Genomic DNA, 23,180 nt, shown 5'->3' on the forward strand with positions numbered 1-23,180 from the left:
TGTCGCTCCTCAAACCTTTTTTCGGACGTGAAGGCCGAACAGGCCTTCGGGCTTGAGCAGCAGCACCGCGAGCAGCACGATATAGGGCGCGACGTCCTTCCATCCTTGCGGCAAATAGAAGCCGGCCATGCTCTCGATCACGCCGATCAGGACGCCGCCGACCACCGCGCCCGGGATCGAGCCGAAGCCGCCGAGCACCGCGGCCGGAAACGCCTTCAGTCCCAGCACCAGGCCGACATTGGAATGGATGAAGGTGATCGGCGCCAGCAGCACGCCGGCGCAGGTTGCCACCGCCGCCGAGATCGCCCAGACGATCGAGACCACGCGCTTGACCGGGATGCCCATGTAATAGGCAGCCAGCATGTTCTCGGAGCTGGCGCGCATCGCGGTGCCGAGCGTGGTGCGATTGAAGAACAGATAGAGCAGCGCGCACAGGATGATGGTCGCCGCGATCACCGACAATTTGTCGTAGGCGAGCACCAGGCTGCCGATCCGCAACACGCCCTGGCTGAACGGCGTCTCGATCTTGAAGTCGTCGGTGCCCCAGATCATGCCGGCGACCGAGCGCAGGAAATAGCCGAGCCCGATCGTCGCCATGATGATGGAGAATTGCGGATAGCCGAGGATCGGCCGCACCACGAGCCGCTCGGCCAGCATGCCGAACAGCGCCATGCAAATCACCGCGCCGGCGAAGCCGACCCAGTAATTCAGCCCGAGCATGCCGATGAAAGTGAAGGCGAAAAAGCCGCCCAGCATCATCAAATCGCCTTGCGCGAAATTGACGACTTCGGTCGCTTTGTAGACCAGCACGAAGCCGAGCGCGATCAGGCCGTAAACGCAGCCGAGCGCGATGCCGCTGACGAGCTGCTGAACGAAGTCCAGCATCGTTCCCTCCCCGATGCCCGGCGATTCTTATCCGATCGCTCGTTGCATCCCGCCTTCACGCCCTTGTGTCGGAAGCGCTGAAAGCCACCTACGTCCGCCCGGATTGAGCCAAATGGCCCGATCCCTGTCAACAAACCCCTGATCCCGCTGTATCATCACATTTGCGGAGGTATGCCGCAGCACGGAGTAATACGGATATCGCCTGCGATTTGCCCCGTGCGATTCACTGCACCGAAACGGTTTTTGTCCAAGTTGCGCAACCGACGAGCGAAATCCGGGATCGCCACACAATGACGTCGCAACTGTCCGCACTGGCCGTGCGAGGGTTAACCAAGCGTTTTGATCGCCCGGCGGTCGACGCGCTCGATCTCACCATCCGTGTCGGCGAGTTCTATGCGCTGCTCGGGCCGAACGGCGCCGGCAAGACCACAACGCTGCGCATGGTGGCCGGGCTATTGCGGCCCGATGCCGGCTCAGTGTCGATTTTGGGCATCGATGCGTTGGCCGATCCGGTCGCCGCCAAGCAGATCATGGCCTGGGTGTCCGACGAGCCGATGATCTACGACAAGCTGACGCCGCTGGAATACCTCGAATTCGTCGCCGGCCTGTGGGGCATCGATCCCCGCACCTCGGAGAAGTCGGCACGCAATCTCCTGATCTCGCTCGGGCTCGAGCCGCATCTGAACGAGCGCTGCGAAGGCTTCTCCAAGGGCATGCGCCAGAAGGTGGCGCTCGCCGGCGCGCTGGTGCACGACCCCCGCCTAATCATTCTCGATGAACCGCTGACCGGCCTCGACGCGCTGTCGGCGCGTCACGTCAAGGGGCTGCTGCAGGAGCGCGTCCGGGCCGGCTGCACCGTGATCATGACGACCCATATTCTCGAAGTCGCCGAACGCATGGCCGACCGGATCGGCGTGATCGCGGCCGGCAGGCTGATCGCCGAGGGCACGCTTGCCGAGTTGCGCGAGCAGAACGGCCGCAACGACACCACGCTCGAAGACATGTTCATCGCGCTGGTCGATACCGAAGCGGCGGCCGCGTGAGCTCGACCGCCCATCTCACCTGGTTCGCCCGCCACGAATTCCGCCTGGCCTGGCGCGAATGGCTGGCGATGATGACCGGCGGCCGGCGGCGGCGCAATCACGCCGTGATCGGCCTGTTGGTCTTCGCGGCGATCCTGCATCTGCCGGCCTATGCCGTGGTCGCCCGCTATGTCGACTTGCGGTTTCCGCTCGATCCGTCCTCGCTGATCGTGCTGACCGCGACGATCTTCCTGTCCTGGGCGCTGATGCTTTCGCAGGCGATCGAGTCGGTGACGCGGGTATTCTATGCCCGTGCCGATCTCGATCTGATCATGTCGTCGCCGGCCAAGCTCACCAACATCTTCTCGATCCGGATTGCCGCGATCGCGCTGACGGTGAGCAGCATGGCGCTCTTGCTGTCGACGCCGTTCATCGACGTGCTGGTCTATCTCGGCGGCGCGCGCTGGCTCGCCGGTTTCGGCGTCGTCCTTGCGATCGGGCTATCGGCGGCTGCCGCGGCGATCGCCGTCACCGCGTTGCTGTTTCGCGTGATCGGGCCGAGCCGGACGCGGCTGGTGGCGCAGATCGTCTCCGCCGTGATCGGCGCCGGGTTCGTCATCGCCCTGCAGGTCGTCGCCGTGCTGTCCTACGGCACGCTGTCGCGCTTTGCTTTCCTGACCTCGGATACCGCGGCACGTATCGCCCCTGCCCCCGATAGCCCGCTCTGGTGGCCGGCGCGCGCAGCGCTCGGCGATCGCGAAATCATGCTGCTGCTGCTCGCAGCAAGCCTCGTGCTGCTCGGCGCCGTGATGGCGGCGTTCGCGCCGCGGTTTGCCGACACGGTCGCCCGCGTTGCCGCCAATCCGGCTGCGGTCGCACAGGGCCGTGCCCGCACGTTCCGGCCCGGCTCGCGGCAGCAGGCGCTGCGCCGAAAGGAGTTCCTGCTGCTGCGCCGCGACCCGTGGCTACTGTCGCAGAGCCTGATGCAGATGCTCTATCTGCTGCCGCCGGCGCTGATGCTGTGGCGAAGCTTCTCCGGCACGTCGACCGCGATCGTGCTGATCACGCCGGTCGTGGTGATGGCCGCGGGCCAACTCGCCGGCGGGCTCGCGTGGCTGACCATCTCGGGCGAGGACGCGCCCGATCTGGTGGCGACCGCGCCGCTGCCGCCGTCACGCGTGACCCGCGCCAAGGTCGAGGTCGTCCTGATCGCCATCGCCGTCGTGTTCGCGCCGCTGGTGGCCGCACTGGCCTTCGCCTCGCCAGGGCAGGCCGTGGTCACGGCGATCGCGATCATCATCGCGACCGCATCCGCCGCCGCGGTCCAGCTCTGGTTCCGCGCGCAGGCCAAGCGCAGCCAGTTCCGCCGGCGCCAGACCTCCTCCCGCATCGCGACCTTCGCCGAAGCCTTCTCCTCGATCGGCTGGGCCGCGACCGCGGCGCTGGCCCTGACGATCCCGGTGGTCGCGCTCGCCAGCGGCATTCTGACGCTGTTGACGCTCGCCATCGCCTGGAAGATCAGCCCGCGACAGGCGTGAGACCGAGGTTAGGCCCTCATCACCTCGATTACCGCCGCGGCAAATGCCTCCGGCGCCTCTTGCGGGACATTGTGGCCGGCGCCCGGAATCACGCGATAGGCCAGGCGGCTTGTGTATTTTGCCGCGGTGCGGCTGCCGTCGCTCACGTACGTCACGCCATCATCGGCGCCGTCGAGCGAGATGGCTGGGACCGTGATCACAGGCAAGGCGTCGAGCCGCCGCTGCACAGCGGCATATTGCGGGTCGCCTTCGACAACGCCGTAGCGATGCCGATAGCTATGGATCACGACGTCGACATAATCAGGGTTGTCGAACGCCACTGCCGTCCGCTCGAAGCAGGCCTCGTCGAACGTCCAGGTCGGGGACCATTGCGACCACAGGATCCTTGCGATGCCGCGCCGGTTCGCGGCAAGCCCCGCCCGGCCGCGCTCGAGCTGGAAATAATACTGATACCAGAGCGGCACTTCGCGCTCCGGCGGCGCCGGCTGCATTGCGTGCGCGATGTCCTGGATCATGTAGCCGTTGGTGCAGACCAGTCCGCTACAGCGTTGCGGCCACAGCGCGGCGCCGATCGATGCGGCACGGCCGCCCCAGTCATAGCCGGCGAATACCGCACGCTCGATGCCGAGCGCATCCATCAGCGCCATCAGGTCGGCGCCGACCGCGGCCTGCTCGCCCGAGCGCGGCGTTGCCTTGTCGCGGAACAGTGTCGGTCCGTAGCCGCGCAGATACGGCACGATGACCCGGCAGCCCTGCCCGACCAGGATCGGCGCGACGTCGACAAAGGAATGGATATCGTAGGGAAAGCCGTGCAGCAGCATCACGGCGGGGCCGTCGGCCGGACCAGCCTCGTAATAGGCGATGTTGAGCACGCCTGCGTCGACATGGCGCAATGGCTCGAGCCGCTTGGTCGATGACGCGCGCGGCGTAGGGGCAACGTCGGTCACGCAGAACTCCCTGATCTCCGATGTCTGCGCGGCATGGTAGCGCGTCCCGGAGCAAGAATCGCCTGGATCGTGTTGCAGTCAGCGCCATGGAGCGATGCGCCGGCCTCATCATGACGGCAAGCCAATTGCGCGATAGTCTCGTATCGGCCGATATCGCCGAAGACGGAACAGCTCATGCTGAGATTGCTTGCCGCGCTCGTCTTGCTGGGATCATTGACCGTCCATGCCTTCGCGCAGGACGCCCAGCGCAGCGAATGCCTGGCGATGGCCAATGCTCCGCCGCGCGCCGTCCCGGTGAATTATCGGCGCGTCGCAGCGGCTAAAGCCGACGAGGTCGCGATCACCTATGCCGGCCATTCGACCTATTATATCGACACGCCCGGCGGCGTCCGGATCGCGACCGACTACAACGGCGTTTACCAGACCGGGCGCTTGCCCGACGTCGCGACCATGAACCGCGCCCATGCGACGCATTACACGCTGTTCCCCGATCCCAGGATCGCCCACGTGCTGCATGGCTGGGGCGAGAACGGCCAGGCCGCGCATTACGCCGAGCGCATCGGCGACGTCTATATCCGCAACGTCACGACCGACATCCGCCGTTATTAGGGTGAGGACCCCGGCGGCGAGATGATCAAGGACGGCAACTCGATCTTCATCTTCGAGGTCGCCGGCCTCTGCATCGGCCATCTGGGCCACCTCCACGTCAAGCTCGACGACAGCCAGTTCGCGGCGATCGGCCGGCTCGACATCGTGATGGTGCCGATCGACGGCACCTACACGATGTCACTCGACGGCATCTCCGCGATCACCAAGCGGCTGCGGGCATCGGTGGTGCTGCCGATGCACCGCTTCGCCACCCCGCTCGACGAGTTCATGCACCTGATCGGCCAGCAATTCGAGATCGACCGCCGCGGCGGCGAGCGGACTTTAAGGATCTCGCGCGACACGCTGCCCATGACGCCGACTGTCATCATCCTCGACGGCGTGTAAGGTCTCTGTTCAAGAAGAAGCAAAACCAAACGGGAGTGAAAAATCCATGGCCAGCACCCTGCCCGCCTCTGCCAGCGGGCTCTATGCCAATCCGCGCGAAGACTGGCTCGCCCAGTACACCGAGGCGATCATCGATCCCGACAGGCCGATCGTCGACCCGCACCACCATCTCTGGGATCGCGGAGGCTTGCGCTATCTGATCGAGGAGATGCGCGACGACATCGCCTCGGGCCACAACATCGTCGCCACCGTCTATGTCGACTGCCGGTCGATGTATCGCGCCGACGGGCCGGAGGCATTCCGCCCGGTCGGCGAGGTCGAGTTCGCCAACGGCGTCGCGGCGATGGCGGCGAGCGGCGGCTACGGCAGGGCGGCGATCTGCGCCGGCATCGTCAGCCATGTTAACCTCCTGATCGGCGACCAGGCCAGGGCGGTGCTGGAGGCGGAGATTGCCGCCGGCAACGGCCGGTTCCGCGGCATCCGCCACTCCTCGGCCTGGGACGAGGATCCGAATGTCGCGCACATGTATGCGAACCGGCCGAAGGGCATTCTGCTGGATTCCACCTTTCGTAGGGGGTTCGCGTGCCTGGCGCCGCTCGGCCTCAGCTTCGACGCCTGGTTGTTCCACCCGCAGATCGGCGAGCTCACCGACCTTGCCCGCGCCTTTCCCGACACCCGGATCGTGCTCGACCATTGCGGCGGGCCGGTCGGCACCGGCCGCTTCGCCGGCAAGCGCGAGGAGACCTTTCCGGTCTGGAGGGCCTCGATCCAGGAGATCGCCCGGTGCCAGAACGTCGTGGTCAAGCTCGGCGGGCTGGCGATGTGCCTGCTGGGCTACGACTTCCACCTTCGCCCCCGGCCGCCCTCGTCCGAGGAACTCGCCGCCGCCTGGCGGCCTTATGTGGAGACCTGCATCGAGGCGTTCGGGCCGAACCGTTGCATGTTCGAGAGCAACTTCCCACCTGACAAGGGACAGTGCAGCTATCAGGTGATCTTCAACACCTTTAAACGGCTTGCATCACAATATAGCGAAGTCGAGAAGACGGCGTTGTTCTTGAATACGGCAAAGGATGTCTATCGGCTCGACATCGGGTAAACTTGCGACTCATGGATGACGGCATCACCATCCGGCCGCTTCGAGAGGCTGATGCGGAAGCGGTGGTCGAACTCTACGCAAAGGCAGCTGTGGTGGAACCGCGGCTGGGCCCTGTTGCGCTGCCGCAGTGGGACCAGTTCCTGAAACTGCCGCAGAACCGTGGCGGGCGCGACTTCCGTGTTGCCGAGCGAAATGGCCGACTGGTCGGTCTCGCCGAATCCTCGTTGCGCGATCAGGGCGCGCATCAGTCCCGGTTCCTCAAGATCGTCGTGGCGCCCGAGATGCGGCGGCGCCGGATTGGTCTGGCCCTGTTCGACGACATCATCGCAATCGAGACCGATCCCGACCTGATCGTGCAAACATTGGTGAGCAGTGACTGGCCGGCCGGAATGGCCTTCGTCTCCGCTTTCGGGTTTGTTCATCTCGAGTCCGAGATCGGGATGAAATGCGTCGAGCCATTGCAGCCGGCGCGCACCCTCGCGGCGGCCCGCGCCACCATCGAACAGGTCAGCGACGTGACCGCCTGCGCGGCCGAGGTCGCGCGCATCCACAACGCCGCCTATGCCTCGGACGCCGCCTTCCGCCTGTACTCGCCGGAGGAGATGGCGCAGGTCCTGACCGAGACCGAGGTCTGGATCGCGTCGGAAGACGGACAGATGTCGGGCTACTGCCTGACCGAGCCGGAGCGGAACTCGATGTGGATCGAGTCGGTCGCCGTCGACCCGGCGCGGCAGGGACGCGGGCTCGGCCAACTCCTGGTCTACCGCGTACTCAGCGCGCATGACGTCTCGGTCGAGCATCCCTGCTGGCTCAACGTCTCGAGCCGCAATGCCCCCGCGCTGAAGATCTATCGCCGGCTCGGCTTCCGACCGCAGCACGAGACATGCCGCTTCAGCGCCACGCGGGGCGACCTGCTCGCCGCGCGGGAGCGGAGGTTCCGCTAGCGGGCTGTTACGCCCACTCGCCCTTGCGGAACACCGGCACGCTGCGGCCGTCGGCATGGATGCCGTCGATGTCGGTATGGGCGGAGCCGATCATCCAGTCAATATGAATGAGGCTCTTGTTGCCGCCCTGCTCGGCGATCTGTTGCGGTGTCAGTCTGTCGCCGTTGACGAAGCATTTCGAGTAGCACTGGCCGAGCGCGATGTGCGAGGCGGCGTTCTCGTCGAACAGCGTGTTGAAGAACAGCAGGCCGCTCTTCGAGATCGGCGATGAATGCGGCACCAGCGCGACCTCGCCGAGACGGCGCGCGCCCTCGTCGGTGTCGAGCACCTTGTTCAGCACTTCCTCGCCGCGCGAGGCCTTGGCCTCGACGATGCGGCCCTCTTCGAACCTGACCGAGATATTATCGATCAGCGTGCCCTGATAGGACAGCGGCTTGGAGCTGACGACATGGCCGCTGACGCGGCGGCAGTGCGGCGTGGTGAACACCTCCTCGGTCGGGATGTTGGCATTGCAGACGATGCCGTTCTTCGCGGTCGAGGCGCCGCCTTCCCATTCATGACCGTCGGCGAGGCCGATGGTCAGGTCCATGCCGGGGCCGGAATATTTCAACGCGTGGAAGCGCTGGCCGTTCAGCCATTCGGTGCGCTCGCGCAGTCTCGCGTTGTGCCTTTCCCAATTGGCGACGGCGCCGTCCTGATCGACCCGGGAGGCGGAGAAGATCGCATCCGCGAGCTTTGCCACCGCAACGTCCTCGGCATCATCAGGGAATACCTGCTTCGCCCAGGACGTGCTGGGATAGGCGATGATGTTCCAGTTGGTGTCGAAATTGACGATCTTCTGCAGCGCCGGCTGGTAGGCGATCGAATTGGCCTTGCTGGCGCGGGCCACCTTGGTCGGATCCTCGCCCGACAGCAGCATCGGATTGTCGCCGACGATCGCAAGCCTCGCGGTGTTGGCGCCGAACGCCTTCGCCATGCCCTCGTAGAGCCAGCCGGCGGCGCGATCGAAACTCGCATCGTTGCCGTAGCGGTAGCGCGCCAGCGTGAGCTCCTCGTCCGAGAAGAACGGGGTCACGAGACCCGCGCCGGCCTTGTAGGCATGCTCGACGACCCGCCGCACCAGCGGCATCGCCGCGGCGGGCGCCGTCAGCAGCAGATCCTGCCCCGGTTGCAGCTGCAGGCCGACCTTGATCGCGACTTCGGCGAGCCGATCGAGCTTCACCGGATCGATCGAGGCGGAAAGGTTGCGTTGATGTGCGGTCATGAAGCGCCGTGTCGTTTGAGGATCTCTTCAGGATTCGTAGTCCAATTCGATCCGCATCCGCAAGGTTCCAGCCTGCCGCGCCCGATCACGCGGCAGCGAGCATTCGCGTCGAATTTACCGCTCCGGCGCGTGTCCGCCTGTTTGGCCCCGGCGCGAACCCTACGCCTTCGGAGGCGCCTCGCCGAACACCTCGGCCGCGATCTTGCTGGTCTCGATCGCAGCCGGAATGCCGCAATACATCGCAACCAGCAGCAGCACGTCCTGCACCTGCGCGGCGGTGCAGCCATTGGCCAACGCGCCCTTGGCATGAACGCGGAACTCGGCGGGCTTGCTGCTCGCCGCGGTGATGCCGAGCATCACGAGGCTGCGGATCTGGTCAGACAGCCCACTGCGCTCCCAGACGTCGCCATAGACGTAGGCATTGATGATGTTTTGCAGCGGCGTGCCAAAATCGCCGGCGGCCGCCATCCGCTTGGCGACATCGACCTCGCCGAACATCTTCTGGCGCCGGCGCAGCCCGCGCGCATGGAGATCGCTGATGTCCACCATCGTCATCTGGCTCCTCTGAATGGGCTATTTATACGGATAAATTTGCCGCGTCTCAATATTCCGACGGGCCATCTGCTTGCATTTCAGACTTATTTGTCCGTATAAATTTGGGAAAAGCAGGCACGGGAAGGGACCGGGATGAAGTTACGGCTGGGGCTGCTCGTCGTCCTGCTCGCTGCGCTTCGGGTCCTGCCGGCGGTCGCCGCGGACGATTTCCCGCAACGGCCGATCCGGATCATCGTGCCCTTCCCGGCCGGCGCCGGCCCCGACAATGTCGCGCGGCTGGTTGGCCAGCATCTGCAGGATGCGTTCGGCCAGACCGTGCTGATCGAGAATCGCGCCGGCGCGCTCGGCAGCATCGGCACCCAGGAAGTCGCCCGCAGCGCGCCCGACGGCTACACGCTGCTGATGGGCACCAACACCACCCATGCCAGCAACGTCGCGACGTTGAAGAGCCTGCCCTACGACCCGGTGAAGGATTTCGCGCCTGTCATCCGCACCACCACGACGGCGATGGTGCTGCTGGTCAACCCGAAGCTTGCGGCCAAGGACCTGCCGCAGTTCCTCAGCTACGCCAAGGCCAATCCAAATCTGACCGCGGGCTACGGCTCCGGCGCATCGCAGATCTCGGTCGCGCAGCTGCAGTCCCGCGGCGGCCTGTCGCTGATCGCGGCATCCTACCGCGGAGTGCCGCAGGCGATGACCGACGTGATGGCGGGGGTGATCGACCTGACCTTCGGCGATTTCTCGGTCGCGATCCCGCAGATGCAGGGCGGCACGCTGCGCGGCATCGCAGTGACGTCGGCGGCCCGCAACGAGCTCACCCCCGGCCTGCCCGCGCTGTCGGAAGCCATGCCGGGCTTCGAGGCCACGATCTGGTACGGGCTGTTCGCGCCGGCCGGCACGCCGGCCCCCATCGTCAACAAGATCCATGCGGAGTGCGCGAAGTACCTCGCGATGCCGGAGACCAGGAAGAAGCTCGCCGATGTCGGGGTGATCGTGGCACCGCTGACGCCCGCCGAGTTCGGCGCCTTCGTCAAAAGCGAGGTCGTGCGCTGGTCGGCGGAGGTCAAGGCGGCCGGCATCCAGCCGCAATAGCGCGAAGCGGCGGCGCATCATGGCTCGCGAGACACCTGTCGGCATGATCGGCCTGGGCCTGATGGGATCAGCGCTCTCGGCACGCCTGATCGATGCCGGCATCGGCGTGATCGGCTTCGACGTCGATGCTGCGAAGCAGGATGGACTGCGGGCCAGCGGTGCCGAGTTCGCGGCCTTCGCTGCCGACGTCGCGGCGCGCTGCCGCGTCATCGTCATCGCAGTGTATGACGCGGCCCAGGTCGAGGGCCTGCTGCCGGACCTTGCGAACACCAGGCCGCCGCCGCTCGTCATCTGCACCACCACGTGTGCGCCGGGCGAAATCACTGTCATCGCCGAATTCGCGGCGCGCTCACGCCTGCCCTTCATCGAAGCGCCGATCTCGGGCACCAGCGCTGAGGTCGGCGCCGGCACCGCCACCGCGCTGGTCGCCGGCGACGCCGACATCATCGCCGCCGCAGCAGCGACGCTCGACGTCCTCTGCCCGCGGCGGATCAATGTCGGCGCGATCGGTAATGCGAGCCGCACCAAGCTCGCCATCAACCTGATCCTGCAGAACAACCGCGCCGCTTTGGCCGAAGGCCTCGCCCTTGCCGAAGCGCTCGGCCTCGACGGGGCGACGTTCCTTGCGACCGCGCGGCAATCGGCGGCATATTCCAAGGTGATGGACAGCAAGGGACCAAAGATGCTGGCGCGGGACTTCTCGCCGCAATCGCATCTCGCGCAGACCTTGAAGGACGCCGAGCTGATTCTGCGCGAGGCAGGTCGATGCGGCCTGCGCTTGCCGCTGACGTCAGTGCAGGCCGAGTTGCTGCGCGCGGCGATCGCGCTTCGGGGCCCGGACAGCGACAGCGCCGCAGTGATCGAGGCGATCCGGGCCGGACGCAGTCAGGACAAGGAACATTCATGATCAATTGTGCGATCGCGGGCCTCGGCCGCTGGGGCCGCGCGCTGGTCGAGGCTGCGCAAGGCGAGCCACGACTGAGGATCACCAGCGCGGTGGAACCCGATGTCGGCGGCGCCGCGGGCTTTTGCGCGACGCATGGCCTCTCCCTCACCCCCAGCCTGGACGATGTCCTCGCCGAGCCCGGCATCGATGCCGTGCTGCTGGCAACACCGCATTCGCTGCACAAGCGCCAGGTCATCGCGGCCGCCGGAGCCGGCAAGCAGGTGTTTTGCGAGAAGCCGCTGGCGCTGCGGCGCGACGATGCGGCCGAGATGTTCGCTGCCTGCCGCAATGCCGGTGTGTTGCTCGCGGTCGGGCATAACCGAAGGTTCTGGCCGTCGATGCAGGCGCTCCGCGCGATCACGGCCAGTGGCGAGCTCGGCACGATCCTGCATGTCGAGGGGCACAACAGCAACGAGAACTCGCAGGCCATCATGCAGGGCTGGCGGTTGTCGCCCGAGGAGTCGCCTGGCGGCGGGCTGACCGGCGCGGGCCTGCATGTGCTCGACGGCTTCGTCAGCCTCCTTGGTCCTGCCCGACAGGTTTATGCCCGCTTGAATGAACGCGAGGCCGGACCGCCGCCGCTCGACGCTGCAACTTTAGCGATTGAATTTGTGAATGGCGTGAGTGCAACCCTTGCTACGGTCCGCGCAACACCGTTCTATTGGCGCGTGCATGTGTTCGGGATGAAGGGATCCGCAGAAGTGCTCGACGAGGGGACGATGGTGCTACGGAAATCCGGCGAGGCGCCTGCAACGACACGCTATCCGGCAGTCAACACGCTGACCGCGGAACTTACCGCCTTTGCCGACGCGGTCGAACGCAAGCAGCCGTTCCCGGTGCCCCAAGCTGACGTGCTGGCGACGCTCGCGGCATTCGAGGCCGCGCTGCAATCGATGCAGTCGGGACATCCAGTCGCCTGCCATTTGGCATACCAGTGATCTGCCATGTCTGAACAACCGGACAGGGCGAGATCGTCCCGCTATCGCGACATCGCCACCGGGCTGCAGAAGGATATCCGCCTCGGCACCTACGCGGTCGGCAATCTGCTGCCGACCGAGACCGAACTGATGGCGAGCTACCAGGCGAGCCGCCAGACCGTGCGCGAGGCGCTGCGCATCCTGATCGATCAAGGCCTGATCGTGCGCCGCGCCGGCCTCGGTTCGGTGGTGATCGCCTCCGAGCCGCCGGTGCTGTTCACCCACAGCGTCAAGTCGCTCGGCGAATGGCTGCGCTATTCCAACGAAACCTACCGCGACGTGGTTGGCAGCAGCGACATCGTCGCCGATCGGAAGCTGGCCGCGCAGTTGAAATGCGAGCCCGGCAAGAGCTGGTTCCTGATCGAGGCGGTGCGCCGCTCCGACCAGTTCGCCGCCCCGCTCGGCTGGACCGAGATTTACGTGCTGCGCCGATTCGCCGATGTCGTGACCCGCAGCGACCACGGCCGCACCCCGGTGCACGAGCAGATCGCGAAGATGTACGGCCAGGTCACCGAGCGTGCGCAGATGGAAATCTTCGTGCGGGGGATGCCGGCGCCGATCGCCAAGGCGCTCGACGTCAAGACCGGATCGCCGGCGCTCACCGTGGTCCGCCGCTACTACGGCCTGCGCGAGGAACTGTTCGAGGTCACCATCACCACGCACCCGGAAGGGCGCTACACCTACACGATGGATATGCAGCGCTCGCTGCGGCCGAAGCTCTAGCGAGCCCGCGCCAGATGCGTGGGGGCAGATGTATGTGCCATCTGCGGCGCGCCGCTCACGCCCCAGATCGCGACCGCGATCAGCGCGGCCGCCCAGACATATGGCACAGCATTCGGCTTCTTCATTTCCGAGATCATCCCCAGCGTCTGACGAGTACTGATTGCACGACCTCGGTCGTGAATCTCACGACCGCATTGTCAGCGTCTCATCAGGCACCCGTTGTTCACAACGCTACTAAGGTTAGACCTTGTCGGTTTCAGGACGTCTTCGTGCGATTTCGGAAATGATTTCGAGGGAACCGGGCACTCTCATCCGAATTGATGAGAGCGCAAGCCCGACCGGACGCGACTCCATTCGAACCAAGGCATAGGTCGAGGCCAGGGAGAATTTCCTGCTCAAATTGGAGTCAGATGCCCAACAAACGTTCCAAATGGCGTCCGCTGAATTCTTTTTGATTGTCGCCGCGACTCTGGCCGTGGCATGCCTGCACCTGTGACACTGTGATGACAAAGGATCCCCGTGACTGCCCAACCGGCCAAACCGCATGGCGGCTCCCGCCGCCACTCCCAGCAAACCCAGGACGAGGTTGCGCGGTCGCTGGAACGGGAGCTGAGGTTCTTGTCCGAAGAACGCCAGGAGCGCGCCCTTCAGCTCGGGCTCGACATGTCGGCCAAGACGCCGAAGACCGACCACTAGAGTCTGCTACCGGTTCGACTGTCAAACAGCCCCATGTTCTCGGTGTCATCACCCGCGCATGCTGCGCGGGTGATCCATCAAGTGAGTCCATGACTCCTCGCGGGCGTCGTCCCGGCGAAGGCCGGGACCCATAGTCCGCGGCGGATGTCGTGAAGCGGACTCGTCGTCCCGGCATCGCTCAACAATGACCATCGGTGGTTATCGGTCCCGGCCTTCGCCGGGACGACAGTGAGCGTGTGGCATTGTTCGTGAGCCGTATGTTCGCATTCTCAAGACAGGAATTGTCCGAGCATTGCATTTCGTTTCGCCCCTTCAGCGCCTTCCCGATTCCGGATTCTCGCCTTTGCCGGCGCCTCAATCACGCTATTGCGCACCGGGCGTCTCCGCATCGACCTGCACGTCGTGGCCGAAGCGATCCTTGCCGCTGAGCCTCGCCTTGCCGCTGCCAAACGAGAGCAGCCATTTGCGATCGGTGTCGCCGCCGACCAGGCGCAGGTCGATCGCGAGCCTCTCACCGTCCAGCCACGTCCCCTTGAGCGCCATCACGCCGAGCGGCGTCGGCTGGCCGAGACGGTAGGTCCCGTCGAGCCCGATCGGTCCCGTCAGTTTGATCACCGGCCGCGCCGGATCCGGCGTCGCCGTTTCCAGCTCGTAGCGCGCGGACGGATCGGTCAGATGCAGTGTCAGCGCCCGCAGGTTGAGGCCGTTGGCCGGGAAGCGCCAGGTCTTGCCCGAGATGGCGGCAGCGGTCTCGGGCATGGCGCCGACGGCCGATGGCTTTTCCGTCGCGATCTCGCGCAGCGCGGCAGCAAGCTGATTGCCGCCGGCGGAATTCACCGGCAGCGCGGTGTCGGACTTGACCGCGCCGGAAATGTCGTCGGCCATTCTGCCGAACGAGCAGTAGTCACGCGCGGTCACCACCGCGACGATGTCGAGCGCGAGAAATATCATGATCAGCTGGCAGCGATCGCCCACCGCCATGACGACCTGGCGCTTCGGCATCACCCAGAAGAAATTGGCATAATGCAGGGAAGGATCGAATGAAGCGTGCATGTCTGTCGTCGCGTGCCTGATGCGATCGACCCAGCCCGACTGCAGCAGCCGCTGTCCCTCCCATTCGCCGTCATGCAGATAGAGCAACCCGATCTTGGCGGCGTCGCGCGGCGCGAGCAGCAGTCCGCCGCCGCCCTGGGTCAGCCCCGGCCCGATGCTGTGCCAATAGGGCGCGGCAATTCCGAGCGTGCGAAACAGCTTCGTCACCGCATAGTCCCGCGCGCTCATCCCGGTGAGCTTGTTGATGATCGCGGCCAGGAGCTGCGGATTGCCGGTGTTGTAATAAAACGCCTCGCCCGGCGCCTTCGCCATTGGACGGTCGAGGATGAACTGGATCACGTCGGGGCTACGCTCCCATTCGATCAGCGAGTCCGGCCGCCCGCCCTCGACGCCTTCGGTCCACGCCATGCCGGAAGTCATGTCGAGCATGGTCTGGACCGTGATCGCCCGCTTGCGGTCATCGAGATTTGCAATGGTGCGGTCGCCGAAGAAATCCACCAAGCGATGGTCGAGGCTATCGAGCACGCCCTCTTTAAGCAACATCGCAACCAATGTACCGGTCACCGCCTTGGTGACGGAATTGAGGAGGTGCGGGATCTCGGGCGTGTACGGCGCATAATAGGCGTCGAGCACGATCTGGCCGTGACGCGCGATCAAGAGGCTATCGAAGCTGCGCACCGCGCCATAATTGACGAGCCTCGCCAGCGCCGCAGAGTCCATCCCCTGTTCTTCCGGTGTCGCGGTCTGCCATTGCCGGCTCGGCCACATCGGATCGGGGGCACCACCCTGTGCGCCAGCAGCACCCGACAGAGCCAGGACCGCAAGCCCGGCAAGCATCGACAGAGCCCATCGTTGAACTTGCATCGGTGTCTCGCTGCGATACGGCCGTGCCGCCGCACCATCGGCGACGCATCGCGTTCCTGTCAATCTCCGCCCTCGCTAATATTCGGATAATTGGCCCTGGCAATGCACGCCGTGACACTGCCGTTGACGAGCATCGGGCTTCCGTCGATATGGCCGCAACCGCTTTCCAGCGGGCGTACCGGCCGGAATATCCAGGCAAGTGGCAGCGCCAAGCCGTGCCTGCATCTCCCGGGACCGGCGATACACCCCCGTTGAAGTTCGATGGGTTGAAGTTCAACGCCAGCCTTCCGGAGAAACCACATCCGGACAGATTGTTCGAACAAATGCAGGTCGTCGCGTCTGCGTTCGATACGAGAAGACCCGCGGCAAGGACGACCAATGCCGCAATCCTGCGCATCGCCGACTGCGATCCAAACCTTTGTTCATCAATGTCGCACCGATCTGCGATCGTGACCACTCGGCACTTGCAAATCGATCTGTAACTCCGCCAAATCCGGGAGATTCGATACGCGATCAAGCTACGCTTTTTAAAAGCGCGGAAGTGCACTGGCAAAGTCAACGGAGCGTTTGAGGCCAAGCACGATGCGGAAGCCAGCCAAGGAAAAGGCAGTCGATCAACTCGAATATGAACGCCTGTCACTCTCGTTCAAGGCCATGGGAGGCGGCCTGTGGGATTACGATATCGACGCCGACATGCTGTTCTGCAACGAGCGCTGGTACGAGATTTTGGGGCTGGATCAGGCGACGCACCCGATCACGTCGATAGAGGCTTTCAAGCCCTATATTCATCCTGACGATCTGGAGATCGCGACCAGAATAGACGACGCCGAAGTATCCGCGTTGCTCGCGAGAAACGAATACTACCGCGTCGAATTCAGGATCGTGCGGCCATCCGGAGAAATACGTTGGCTGCGTTCGGTCGCCTGCCTGATCCTGGATTCCTCCAGCCATCACCGTCGCGCGATCGGCTGCGTCACCGACATCACCGAATTCCGGACGGCCGCAGCAGGACAGGCCGCGCGATGGCCCGACGAGCCCAACGACCCGCCGGCCGCTCGAAATGCGGCAGACGACTATCGCCGCGAGACCGTCGAAGGCGATCTCACCGACAAGGAGCGCGAGTGCTTGAAATGGGTCAGCGCTGGCAAGACCGCTGGAGAAACTGCAGCAATCATAGGCAGAAGCGCCAGAACAGTTGAATTCCACCTGCGCAACGCCACGCGCAAATTGAATGCGACGAACAAGGTGCATGCTGCAACCATCGCGATCCGCCTGAAGCTGTTGTAGGATGTGCGGCACGATCACGGCGCGCAGAACTAGTAAAGTTACGAGGTGAATTGCGCACGCGACGTATTACGCTCCGCGCGATGTTTCCGATTTCGTGACCGGCCTCGGGCTGTTCCGATTTCTTGGTGCCGATCGCGGCCTGATGTTTCCGCTCCGAAACACTCAGCGCAACGCATTGGCCGAACTCTTCTTTTGTACGCGGACGAGCGGGACTATGCTTTGAATGGGACGCATCATCGATCTCCAGCAGTTCCGCAATCGCGCCCATCTGTCGAAGCAGACGGCTTCATCGGCGAGCCGGCCGCAGGGAGATATCTCTGCGGCCCTGTTGGCCTGCCTCTCGGTCCGGCGCCAGATCGGTGGCATTCTCGAGGTCACGACGGCCATCGAGGAACTAATCGAGCGCCAGGCTGACCCTAGGTCGCGCGACGAGTTGCTCGAAAGACTGTGGATCTCCCGCAAGGAGTTCATGGCCGCATTCAAGAGCCTATCGACGACCATCGAGATGCTCTCCAGAGCGACGGCCTCCAGCGCTCGTCACGCACCGACGCCGCCGGAAGGTCCCTAGATGCAGACTGCTGCGAACTCCCGGAGACTCGAATGCTTGGACGCCCCGACGACAAGGAAGCCCTGCGGCTCACGCTGGCGTTCTATTGCATCATGGAGCCGGACAAGCGCGCAATCGTCCTGAGCCTTGCCGAACAATTCGCGCGTACGTCGCAAACCGTCGAAGGCTGCGTGCACTTCCTGTTGCTGGACGACAGCCTGCCGGCCAGTCACGACGCGATGCAGGAATTCCTGAACCGAAAGCGGCTGACCTGAAGCGTGATGCGATCAGGTTGAACTGGATCGGCAGCGGAGGCTCCATGATCGTCAATGATCGGCGCAGCGCTCGCTTCGATCACATCAGGAAATGCGGCCCGCCAGTCTTACGGCGCGGACGGTGCCGCAAGGCTCGGCAGCGGCGCGAATTGCATCTCTGCGACGGCCGAGCCTGCATAGGCGCTGGCGATCAGGATCATGACTCGAATGGCGACGAACATGGTGGCCTCCTCAGTCTTTTTCTTGATCCCTTGATGCCAGAGACTCCTTGCAGGCTGGTGAGCAAAGCTGGTTGCCGTAACCTTGAGGGCGTTGGTAAGCGAGCCGTTTACGTCCGCATTCATGAGTTGAGAACCTTACCGGCCGATCGGCCGGGCAGCTAAACGCGCGGTTCACCGTCGCCGGGCATTGTCCGCCTCAATCAAGAAGGCGCAAACACAATGCCGTTTTTCAGAACGATCCTTGTTGTCGTATCGATTTTTCTTGCCGTTTTGTACGTCTACGACACCTGCCGCAGCGACGGCCTGCTCATGGCGGCACCCGTCGGCGACATCTTTGTACGGCGATGGCCTAACCCGGATGAATTTCGTGTCGCGGCCGCCCCTGCTTCTGCGACCGCCCCCGACGCGACGCCGGCGGCGCGCGTTAGGGAAACGTTTGCGATGTTCATCCCCAGAGACGCGCGACGTCACACGATGCAGCGCAGCCTCTAAAGCGCGATGAGATTGGGTTGAATCGTCATCGCGCTTTAGCCCCTTCTTGAGCATGATCTTTCCGGAAAACCGCTTCGCACTTTTCCGGATCATGCTTCAGGGCCTCCGGTTCAGCCCAGCGATACGCCGGCCTTGGCGCGGCTGATTCCGAGTGTCACGATCCGGTTCAACAGACCCGGGTAATCGAGCCCGACATGCCCGGCCGCCATCGCGAACTCCTGGCTCTTGGCGATCTCGGGATTGGGATTGGCTTCGATGAAATACGGCACGCCGCTGGTCGACAGGCGGAAGTCGATGCGCGCGTAGCCGTCGAGCCCCAGCGTCCGGTAGATGCGTTTCGCCAGCCGCTGAATATGCGCGGATAGTTCGGGCGTGAGGTCGTCGGCCGGGCCATCCGCAATCCCGATGCGCTCCTGATAGTTGGTATCGTGCTTGGCTTTTTCGGTCGCGATATGCCGCGCGCCGGGGCCGCCCATGCTGCCGAACTTCAATTCCCACACCGGCAGCACCCGCAGCCGGTTGTTGCCGAGCACGCCGACATAAAGCTCGCGGCCCTCGATGAACTGCTCGGCGATGGCCGCGGTTCCGATCCGCTCGTGGATGAAGGCGACGCGCTCCACCAGCTTCTCGTCGGTATCGACGATCGACGCCTGCGAGATGCCGAGCGATCCGTCGCTGCTCAGGCTCTTGACGATCAGCGGCAGTTCGAGACGCGGCGGCCGCTTGACCTTGCGGCGCATCGGAAACACGGCGAAGGCCGGCACCGGGACCCGGCGATGATGCACCAGCGTCTTGGACAGATCCTTGCCGCGCGCCAGGATCAGGCCGCGCGGGTTGCACCCGGTATAGGGGATCTTCATCAGCTCGAGATAGCTCGCGATGTGCTGGTCATACACCACGTCGTAGTGAAACTCCTCCAGCAGCGTGAACACGATGTGCGGCTTGAAGCCTTCGATCGCGTCGCGCACCGGCTTGATCTCCTCCTGCACGCCGAGCGGCCGAACCTCATGGCCGGCCGTACGCAGGGTGCTGACGACATCGTATTCGGTCTTCCACTCGTTGATTTCCCGCGCGGAATATCCATCGCTGCTATCGGGCGGCACACAGTCGGGATGCATCAGCACCAGGATGCGGAAATGCTTCATAGCGCGATCCATTTGCGGCGCGACGGACCGAACAGCGCGTGCATGGTCTTGGCGGTCAGCAGGATGATGAAGTTGGTCACGAGCTTCTGCTCGGGGCCGACGGCACGCAGATTGAGCTCGCGGCAGCGCGAGATCATGTCGTCGAGCACGGCATCGAGCGTCAACTGATTCTCGCCGGTCCAGCGCGCGACCAGCTGCCTGATGTGAGCACGATGCCGCCTGATGAACACTGCAGCCGGCTGATACCGCTGATGCCGCGGATCGGCGGAGAACAGCTTGGACAGATCGCGGTCATAGGTCTTCGGCGGCGTGAATGCGTAGAACGCCTGCTTCTTCTTGTAGTGCTCGCCGAGCGTCTGCTTGAGCTCGCGCAACGGATCGACGCGCTCGCGCGTCGTAAGCAGCGGCCGCTTGCCGGCGATCTCGCCCATCAGCTCGTCGACATATTCGAGCTTCTTCAGCGCCGGCCAGCCGGCATAGCGCGTCCGCCAGTTCGAGCGCGGCCGCAGCCACACCGCGAAGGTCTCGGCGAAATCCTCGTCCGGATGGCTCTGCGCGTACCAAAGCCGCAGATGCTGGACATAATTGCGGCTGGCCGGATTGGGCCGGTAGTAGCGCGGGTAGTGCTGCGACGATGGACCGAACAGCTGCTGCCAGCGGCGGCGGCGTTGCAACTGGTAGCCGTGCTGCACGGCGTGGCCCGCCTCGTGGCGGAGAATGGCCATGCACTCGGACCACGAGGCGCCCTCGACGTCGAGCATCATCTTCTTCTCGAGCTTCATCAGGCGCGGATGGGCGAGATAGAACGGAATCGCGATGCCGGGCACATCCGCCGGGCTGAACCATTCGCTCGAGATCCAGGTGTGCGGCCGCAGCCTTATGCCGCGCTCCTCGAGCTCTTCGTAGAGCGTGCCGACGCAATCCGCGAGCCAGGTGCCTTCGACCGCAACCCTCAGACTGCTGAGGCGTTGCTTGAGCAACTGTTCGTCCGTGAGCTGCTCCCAGGCATATTTGCGGCGCGGCATGGGCTTCCAAAAGTCAAGAACAAACCGGAATCGGGATGGTGTCATAGGTTGCCGCCGGCAACAACCGCCGGGCTTCTGCAGCAGGCCGTGGTCCGTCCCGGTTTTGGGGCAGCCACGGCCGCTGCGACCCCAGGTCACTGACGGACGGCTTCGTCCCGTCTGCTATGATCGGCCATTGACCGGGCGATCATTTGAGGGGGCGGGAATGGATTATCGGCGACGGCTGCTGTTTCACGGCATGGCCTTGTTCCTGATCGGGCTGTTGACCGGACTTGTCGAGCAGCATTTCACCAACGTCCGGATGGGACTCGCGGCCCATCTCGAAGGGGTGATGAATGGCACCTTCCTGCTCGCGGTCGGGGCGATCTGGAGCGAGGTCAGGCTGGCGTCGGGCCCGCGCGCTGTCGCCTATTGGGCGCTGCCCTGCGGCACCTACGGCAACTGGGCGGTGACGACGCTCGCCGCCATTCTCGGAACCGGCGCGCTCTCGCCGGTCACCGCGCCCGGGCGTAGTGCCCCGCCGTGGCAGGAGACGCTGGTCACCGCCGGGTTCGTCTCGATCGGCCTTGCGATCATCGCGGCATCGGCCCTGCTGCTCTGGGGGCTGCGCGGCAAGGCGGCGCTTGTCCATGACGTGCGATGATCTCTCCTGACGACCACCGTCAGTGCTGCTCGCGCTCCTGCGCCGCGCGCGCGGCGGCCGCGGCGCGGCGCTTGAGGAACTCACGCTCGCGTGCGTTGCCGGCCAATGCGGCGGCGGCCTCGAACGCTGATTGCGCCTCCGCGAAGCGGCTCAGCCGTTGCAGCAGATCGCCGCGCACGCTCGGCAGCAGGTGATAGGATTTCAGCGCCGGCTCGTCGGCGAGACCGTCGACGATCGCAAGCGCGGCCTGCGGCCCTTCGGCCATGCCGATCGCAACCGCACGGTTGAGCGCGATGACGGGCGAATCGAGCAGCGCAGCGAGATCGCCATAGAGCGCGGCGATGCGGCGCCAGTCGGTCGCGGCGGGCGCATCGGCCTCGGCGTGGCAGGCGGCGATCGCGGCCTGCAGCACATAGAAGCCGCCGGCGCCGCCGAGCTCGCGGCCGCGCGCCAGCGCCAGCTGGCCGCGGCGGATTTGCAGGCGATCCCACAGCGCGCGGTTCTGGTCCATCAGCAGGATCGGCTCGCCGGCCGCATCGGTGCGCGCCGCCATCCGCGAGGCGTTGAACTCCATCAGCGCCAGCAGGCCGTGTGCTTCCGGCTCCGATGGCGCGATCGAGGTCAGCACGCGGCCGATGCGCAGCGCCTCGTTACAGAGCTGCGGTCGCAGCCATTCGTCGCCGCGTGCGGCGGTGTAGCCCTCGTTGAAGATCAGATAGACGACCTCGAGCACCGAGGCGAGCCGTTCGGACAGCGCCTCGCCGCGCGGCGTCTCGTAGGCGAGGCCCGACTCCGACAGCGTGCGTTTGGCACGCACGATGCGCTGGGCGACGGTCGCTTCCACCTGCAGGAAGGCGCGCGCAATCTCCTCGGTGGTGAGGCCGCAGATCATCCGCAACGCCAGCGCGGCGCGTGCCTCGCGCGACAGCAGCGGATGACAGGCGGTGAAGATCAGCCGCAGCAATTCATCGCCGATGTCGTCGTCGAGCGCGGAATCGAAATCGGGCATGGTCTCCTGCTCCCACGCCAGATCATGCGCCAGCATGCCGTGCTTGCCGGTCAGCATGCTGTTGCGCCTGATGTGATCGAGCGCACGCCGCTTGGCGGTCGCCATCAGCCAGGCGCCCGGCTTCTCCGGCACGCCGTCGGCCGGCCAGTGCTCGAGCGCGGCGACCAGCGCTTCCTGGGTCAGATCCTCGGCGAGCGGCACGTCGCGCAGCATCCGCGACAGGCTGGTGATCAGCCGCGGCTGCTCGATGCGCCACACCGCAAGGATCGTGGACTGGATGTCGGCGGCCGTCATCGCCGCCGACTTGACGTCTTGCCGTGTCGCGCCTTCTTCACGCGGGCTGGAAGCCACTTCGCTCGAAAACGCTCCCTCCGCGGCCCGTCAGGCGACGGCGGACACATCGACCTGGCAGGCGACGTCAACGCCCGGGGTCGCGAGGTGGCGCACCTCGCAGGTCCCTTCCCAGCCCGGCATATGCTCCTTTTGCAGCTGCATGAACTCCACGGCGGCCGCGACGGCCTCTTCCTTGTTGCGCAGCTCGAAGATCGCGTAACCGCCGATCATCTCCTTGGTCTCGACGAACGGCCCGTCGATGACGTTGAGCTTGCCGTCGGTGATGCGGACCTGGGCGCCCATCGCGACCGGCAGCAGCCCGCCGGTGTCGATCATGCGGCCGGCCTTGATTTCCCGCTCGGCGAGCTTGCCCATCGCCTCCATCAGCGCCGGCGTCGGCGGCCGCGGGGGCTGGGACGAGGTGACGATATACATGAACCGCATCGGAAAACTCCTGTTTTAGGCGAGAAGCGACGATAACCGCCGCAAAACCGGCTCGCTACTGGTGACGACGATCCGGCGCGAACCGGATCGACAGGGAGTGGGGAATTATTTTCGGGCTGGACGACGGAACAGGGCAAACTGCGGACGCATCGGCGGCTTTACGC

At 64.9% G+C, this 23,180-nt stretch carries 25 protein-coding genes and 1 pseudogene; 14 read left to right on the forward strand and 12 right to left on the reverse strand.

Annotated features, from left to right (window positions below; all coding sequences use genetic code 11):
• Window positions 1–9: 9 nt before the first annotated feature.
• Window positions 10–885 (reverse strand): branched-chain amino acid ABC transporter permease, encoded by an 876-nt coding sequence (locus ACTUWL_RS13230; protein WP_021080282.1) that lies wholly within the window; start codon window positions 883–885, stop codon window positions 10–12.
• Between the two features lie 290 nt (window positions 886–1,175).
• Here ACTUWL_RS13230 and ACTUWL_RS13235 point away from each other — a divergent pair, with 290 nt between their 5' ends.
• Window positions 1,176–1,928 carry an ABC transporter ATP-binding protein gene (locus ACTUWL_RS13235; RefSeq protein ID WP_021080281.1) on the forward strand — a complete coding sequence of 251 codons (753 nt, stop codon included), beginning with the start codon at window positions 1,176–1,178 and terminating at the stop codon, window positions 1,926–1,928.
• Window positions 1,925–3,445 carry a hypothetical protein gene (locus tag ACTUWL_RS13240; RefSeq protein ID WP_021080280.1) on the forward strand — a complete coding sequence of 507 codons (1,521 nt, stop codon included), beginning with the start codon at window positions 1,925–1,927 and terminating at the stop codon, window positions 3,443–3,445. The genes ACTUWL_RS13235 and ACTUWL_RS13240 overlap by 4 nt, the downstream gene beginning before the upstream one ends.
• 8 nt (window positions 3,446–3,453) lie before the next feature.
• On the opposite strand, the gene ACTUWL_RS13245 is transcribed toward ACTUWL_RS13240, so the two are convergent.
• A complete protein-coding gene (locus ACTUWL_RS13245; RefSeq protein ID WP_021080279.1) occupies window positions 3,454–4,392 on the reverse strand; it encodes an alpha/beta fold hydrolase in 939 nt (312 codons plus the stop codon).
• Between the two features lie 174 nt (window positions 4,393–4,566).
• Between ACTUWL_RS13245 and ACTUWL_RS13250 the strand changes: the two are divergent.
• From ACTUWL_RS13250 to ACTUWL_RS13260, 3 genes and pseudogenes are all read left to right on the forward strand, one after another.
• Window positions 4,567–5,385 (forward strand): annotated as a pseudogene (locus tag ACTUWL_RS13250) (MBL fold metallo-hydrolase).
• A gap of 46 nt (window positions 5,386–5,431) precedes the next feature.
• The gene (locus ACTUWL_RS13255) at window positions 5,432–6,481 is read left to right on the forward strand and encodes an amidohydrolase family protein (protein WP_021080276.1); all 1,050 of its coding nucleotides are present in this window, start codon (window positions 5,432–5,434) and stop codon (window positions 6,479–6,481) included.
• 11 nt (window positions 6,482–6,492) lie between these two features.
• The gene (locus tag ACTUWL_RS13260) at window positions 6,493–7,425 is read left to right on the forward strand and encodes a GNAT family N-acetyltransferase (RefSeq protein ID WP_021080275.1); all 933 of its coding nucleotides are present in this window, start codon (window positions 6,493–6,495) and stop codon (window positions 7,423–7,425) included.
• Window positions 7,426–7,432: 7 nt separating this feature from the next.
• On the opposite strand, the gene ACTUWL_RS13265 is transcribed toward ACTUWL_RS13260, so the two are convergent.
• Together ACTUWL_RS13265 and ACTUWL_RS13270 are read right to left on the reverse strand one after the other, a co-directional pair.
• The gene (locus ACTUWL_RS13265) at window positions 7,433–8,689 is read right to left on the reverse strand and encodes an aminopeptidase (RefSeq protein WP_021080274.1); all 1,257 of its coding nucleotides are present in this window, start codon (window positions 8,687–8,689) and stop codon (window positions 7,433–7,435) included.
• A gap of 159 nt (window positions 8,690–8,848) precedes the next feature.
• A complete protein-coding gene (locus ACTUWL_RS13270; protein ID WP_106940352.1) occupies window positions 8,849–9,244 on the reverse strand; it encodes a carboxymuconolactone decarboxylase family protein in 396 nt (131 codons plus the stop codon).
• A gap of 132 nt (window positions 9,245–9,376) precedes the next feature.
• Here ACTUWL_RS13270 and ACTUWL_RS13275 point away from each other — a divergent pair, with 132 nt between their 5' ends.
• From ACTUWL_RS13275 to ACTUWL_RS13290, 4 genes are read left to right on the forward strand one after another with little or no spacing between them, the layout of a single operon-like run.
• Window positions 9,377–10,336: a Bug family tripartite tricarboxylate transporter substrate binding protein gene (locus tag ACTUWL_RS13275; protein WP_021080272.1), complete on the forward strand. Its 960-nt coding sequence runs from the start codon at window positions 9,377–9,379 to the stop codon at window positions 10,334–10,336.
• A 19-nt stretch (window positions 10,337–10,355) separates the two neighbouring features.
• Window positions 10,356–11,243: an NAD(P)-dependent oxidoreductase gene (locus ACTUWL_RS13280; protein ID WP_021080271.1), complete on the forward strand. Its 888-nt coding sequence runs from the start codon at window positions 10,356–10,358 to the stop codon at window positions 11,241–11,243.
• A complete protein-coding gene (locus ACTUWL_RS13285; RefSeq protein ID WP_021080270.1) occupies window positions 11,240–12,220 on the forward strand; it encodes a Gfo/Idh/MocA family protein in 981 nt (326 codons plus the stop codon). The genes ACTUWL_RS13280 and ACTUWL_RS13285 overlap by 4 nt, the downstream gene beginning before the upstream one ends.
• A gap of 6 nt (window positions 12,221–12,226) precedes the next feature.
• Window positions 12,227–12,982, forward strand: a complete 756-nt coding sequence (locus ACTUWL_RS13290) for a GntR family transcriptional regulator (protein ID WP_021080269.1) — start codon at window positions 12,227–12,229, stop codon at window positions 12,980–12,982.
• On the opposite strand, the gene ACTUWL_RS13295 is transcribed toward ACTUWL_RS13290, so the two are convergent.
• The gene (locus ACTUWL_RS13295) at window positions 12,979–13,107 is read right to left on the reverse strand and encodes a hypothetical protein (RefSeq protein WP_021080268.1); all 129 of its coding nucleotides are present in this window, start codon (window positions 13,105–13,107) and stop codon (window positions 12,979–12,981) included. The genes ACTUWL_RS13290 and ACTUWL_RS13295 overlap by 4 nt on opposite strands.
• Before the next feature lie 394 nt (window positions 13,108–13,501).
• Between ACTUWL_RS13295 and ACTUWL_RS13300 the strand changes: the two genes are divergently transcribed.
• A complete protein-coding gene (locus tag ACTUWL_RS13300) occupies window positions 13,502–13,678 on the forward strand; it encodes a hypothetical protein (RefSeq protein WP_021080267.1) in 177 nt (58 codons plus the stop codon).
• A 363-nt stretch (window positions 13,679–14,041) separates the two neighbouring features.
• On the opposite strand, the gene ACTUWL_RS13305 is transcribed toward ACTUWL_RS13300, so the two are convergent.
• A complete protein-coding gene (locus tag ACTUWL_RS13305; protein WP_035652159.1) occupies window positions 14,042–15,595 on the reverse strand; it encodes a serine hydrolase domain-containing protein in 1,554 nt (517 codons plus the stop codon).
• 582 nt (window positions 15,596–16,177) lie between these two features.
• On the opposite strand from ACTUWL_RS13305, the gene ACTUWL_RS13310 reads away from it, so the two are divergent.
• The 3 genes from ACTUWL_RS13310 (at window position 16,178) to ACTUWL_RS13320 (ending at window position 17,704) form a co-directional block, all read left to right on the forward strand.
• Window positions 16,178–16,882, forward strand: coding sequence for a helix-turn-helix domain-containing protein (locus ACTUWL_RS13310; RefSeq protein WP_021080265.1), 705 nt, complete (start codon window positions 16,178–16,180; stop codon window positions 16,880–16,882).
• 223 nt (window positions 16,883–17,105) lie between these two features.
• Window positions 17,106–17,450, forward strand: a complete 345-nt coding sequence (locus ACTUWL_RS13315) for a hypothetical protein (RefSeq protein ID WP_021080264.1) — start codon at window positions 17,106–17,108, stop codon at window positions 17,448–17,450.
• Between the two features lie 32 nt (window positions 17,451–17,482).
• On the forward strand, window positions 17,483–17,704 hold the full coding sequence (locus tag ACTUWL_RS13320) for a hypothetical protein (protein ID WP_021080263.1): 222 nt from the start codon (window positions 17,483–17,485) through the stop codon (window positions 17,702–17,704).
• Window positions 17,705–17,811: 107 nt separating this feature from the next.
• On the opposite strand, the gene ACTUWL_RS13325 is transcribed toward ACTUWL_RS13320, so the two are convergent.
• The 4 genes from ACTUWL_RS13325 to ACTUWL_RS13340 are packed head-to-tail and all read right to left on the reverse strand — an operon-like array spanning window position 17,812 to window position 20,587.
• Window positions 17,812–18,048 carry a hypothetical protein gene (locus tag ACTUWL_RS13325; RefSeq protein WP_021080262.1) on the reverse strand — a complete coding sequence of 79 codons (237 nt, stop codon included), beginning with the start codon at window positions 18,046–18,048 and terminating at the stop codon, window positions 17,812–17,814.
• Between the two features lie 48 nt (window positions 18,049–18,096).
• Window positions 18,097–18,510 carry a hypothetical protein gene (locus ACTUWL_RS13330; protein WP_158267773.1) on the reverse strand — a complete coding sequence of 138 codons (414 nt, stop codon included), beginning with the start codon at window positions 18,508–18,510 and terminating at the stop codon, window positions 18,097–18,099.
• Window positions 18,511–18,527: 17 nt separating this feature from the next.
• On the reverse strand, window positions 18,528–19,562 hold the full coding sequence (locus ACTUWL_RS13335; RefSeq protein ID WP_021080260.1) for a D-alanine--D-alanine ligase family protein: 1,035 nt from the start codon (window positions 19,560–19,562) through the stop codon (window positions 18,528–18,530).
• Window positions 19,559–20,587, reverse strand: a complete 1,029-nt coding sequence (locus tag ACTUWL_RS13340) for a putative zinc-binding metallopeptidase (protein ID WP_021080259.1) — start codon at window positions 20,585–20,587, stop codon at window positions 19,559–19,561. The genes ACTUWL_RS13335 and ACTUWL_RS13340 overlap by 4 nt, the downstream gene beginning before the upstream one ends.
• 205 nt (window positions 20,588–20,792) lie before the next feature.
• On the opposite strand from ACTUWL_RS13340, the gene ACTUWL_RS13345 reads away from it, so the two are divergent.
• Window positions 20,793–21,230, forward strand: coding sequence for a hypothetical protein (locus tag ACTUWL_RS13345; protein WP_021080258.1), 438 nt, complete (start codon window positions 20,793–20,795; stop codon window positions 21,228–21,230).
• A gap of 19 nt (window positions 21,231–21,249) precedes the next feature.
• On the opposite strand, the gene ACTUWL_RS13350 is transcribed toward ACTUWL_RS13345, so the two are convergent.
• Together ACTUWL_RS13350 and ACTUWL_RS13355 are read right to left on the reverse strand one after the other, a co-directional pair.
• The gene (locus ACTUWL_RS13350) at window positions 21,250–22,533 is read right to left on the reverse strand and encodes an RNA polymerase sigma factor (RefSeq protein ID WP_021080257.1); all 1,284 of its coding nucleotides are present in this window, start codon (window positions 22,531–22,533) and stop codon (window positions 21,250–21,252) included.
• A gap of 87 nt (window positions 22,534–22,620) precedes the next feature.
• Window positions 22,621–23,016, reverse strand: a complete 396-nt coding sequence (locus ACTUWL_RS13355) for a YciI family protein (protein WP_021080256.1) — start codon at window positions 23,014–23,016, stop codon at window positions 22,621–22,623.
• Window positions 23,017–23,180: the final 164 nt, after the last annotated feature.

Source organism: Bradyrhizobium sp. WCU1, from assembly GCF_053474805.1.

Coding starts and splice junctions, on each gene's coding strand:
- ACTUWL_RS13230 (WP_021080282.1), bottom strand. CDS start 885: ATGCTGGACTTCGTTCAGCAGCTCGTCAGCGGCATCGCGCTCGGCTGC.
- ACTUWL_RS13235 (WP_021080281.1), top strand. CDS start 1,176: ATGACGTCGCAACTGTCCGCACTGGCCGTGCGAGGGTTAACCAAGCGT.
- ACTUWL_RS13255 (WP_021080276.1), top strand. CDS start 5,432: ATGGCCAGCACCCTGCCCGCCTCTGCCAGCGGGCTCTATGCCAATCCG.
- ACTUWL_RS13260 (WP_021080275.1), top strand. CDS start 6,493: ATGGATGACGGCATCACCATCCGGCCGCTTCGAGAGGCTGATGCGGAA.
- ACTUWL_RS13265 (WP_021080274.1), bottom strand. CDS start 8,689: ATGACCGCACATCAACGCAACCTTTCCGCCTCGATCGATCCGGTGAAG.
- ACTUWL_RS13270 (WP_106940352.1), bottom strand. CDS start 9,244: ATGACGATGGTGGACATCAGCGATCTCCATGCGCGCGGGCTGCGCCGG.
- ACTUWL_RS13275 (WP_021080272.1), top strand. CDS start 9,377: ATGAAGTTACGGCTGGGGCTGCTCGTCGTCCTGCTCGCTGCGCTTCGG.
- ACTUWL_RS13280 (WP_021080271.1), top strand. CDS start 10,356: ATGGCTCGCGAGACACCTGTCGGCATGATCGGCCTGGGCCTGATGGGA.
- ACTUWL_RS13285 (WP_021080270.1), top strand. CDS start 11,240: ATGATCAATTGTGCGATCGCGGGCCTCGGCCGCTGGGGCCGCGCGCTG.
- ACTUWL_RS13290 (WP_021080269.1), top strand. CDS start 12,227: ATGTCTGAACAACCGGACAGGGCGAGATCGTCCCGCTATCGCGACATC.
- ACTUWL_RS13295 (WP_021080268.1), bottom strand. CDS start 13,107: ATGAAGAAGCCGAATGCTGTGCCATATGTCTGGGCGGCCGCGCTGATC.
- ACTUWL_RS13305 (WP_035652159.1), bottom strand. CDS start 15,595: ATGCAAGTTCAACGATGGGCTCTGTCGATGCTTGCCGGGCTTGCGGTC.
- ACTUWL_RS13310 (WP_021080265.1), top strand. CDS start 16,178: ATGCGGAAGCCAGCCAAGGAAAAGGCAGTCGATCAACTCGAATATGAA.
- ACTUWL_RS13315 (WP_021080264.1), top strand. CDS start 17,106: ATGGGACGCATCATCGATCTCCAGCAGTTCCGCAATCGCGCCCATCTG.
- ACTUWL_RS13320 (WP_021080263.1), top strand. CDS start 17,483: ATGCTTGGACGCCCCGACGACAAGGAAGCCCTGCGGCTCACGCTGGCG.
- ACTUWL_RS13325 (WP_021080262.1), bottom strand. CDS start 18,048: ATGAATGCGGACGTAAACGGCTCGCTTACCAACGCCCTCAAGGTTACG.
- ACTUWL_RS13330 (WP_158267773.1), bottom strand. CDS start 18,510: ATGATCCGGAAAAGTGCGAAGCGGTTTTCCGGAAAGATCATGCTCAAG.
- ACTUWL_RS13335 (WP_021080260.1), bottom strand. CDS start 19,562: ATGAAGCATTTCCGCATCCTGGTGCTGATGCATCCCGACTGTGTGCCG.
- ACTUWL_RS13340 (WP_021080259.1), bottom strand. CDS start 20,587: ATGCCGCGCCGCAAATATGCCTGGGAGCAGCTCACGGACGAACAGTTG.
- ACTUWL_RS13345 (WP_021080258.1), top strand. CDS start 20,793: ATGGATTATCGGCGACGGCTGCTGTTTCACGGCATGGCCTTGTTCCTG.
- ACTUWL_RS13350 (WP_021080257.1), bottom strand. CDS start 22,533: ATGACGGCCGCCGACATCCAGTCCACGATCCTTGCGGTGTGGCGCATC.
- ACTUWL_RS13355 (WP_021080256.1), bottom strand. CDS start 23,016: ATGCGGTTCATGTATATCGTCACCTCGTCCCAGCCCCCGCGGCCGCCG.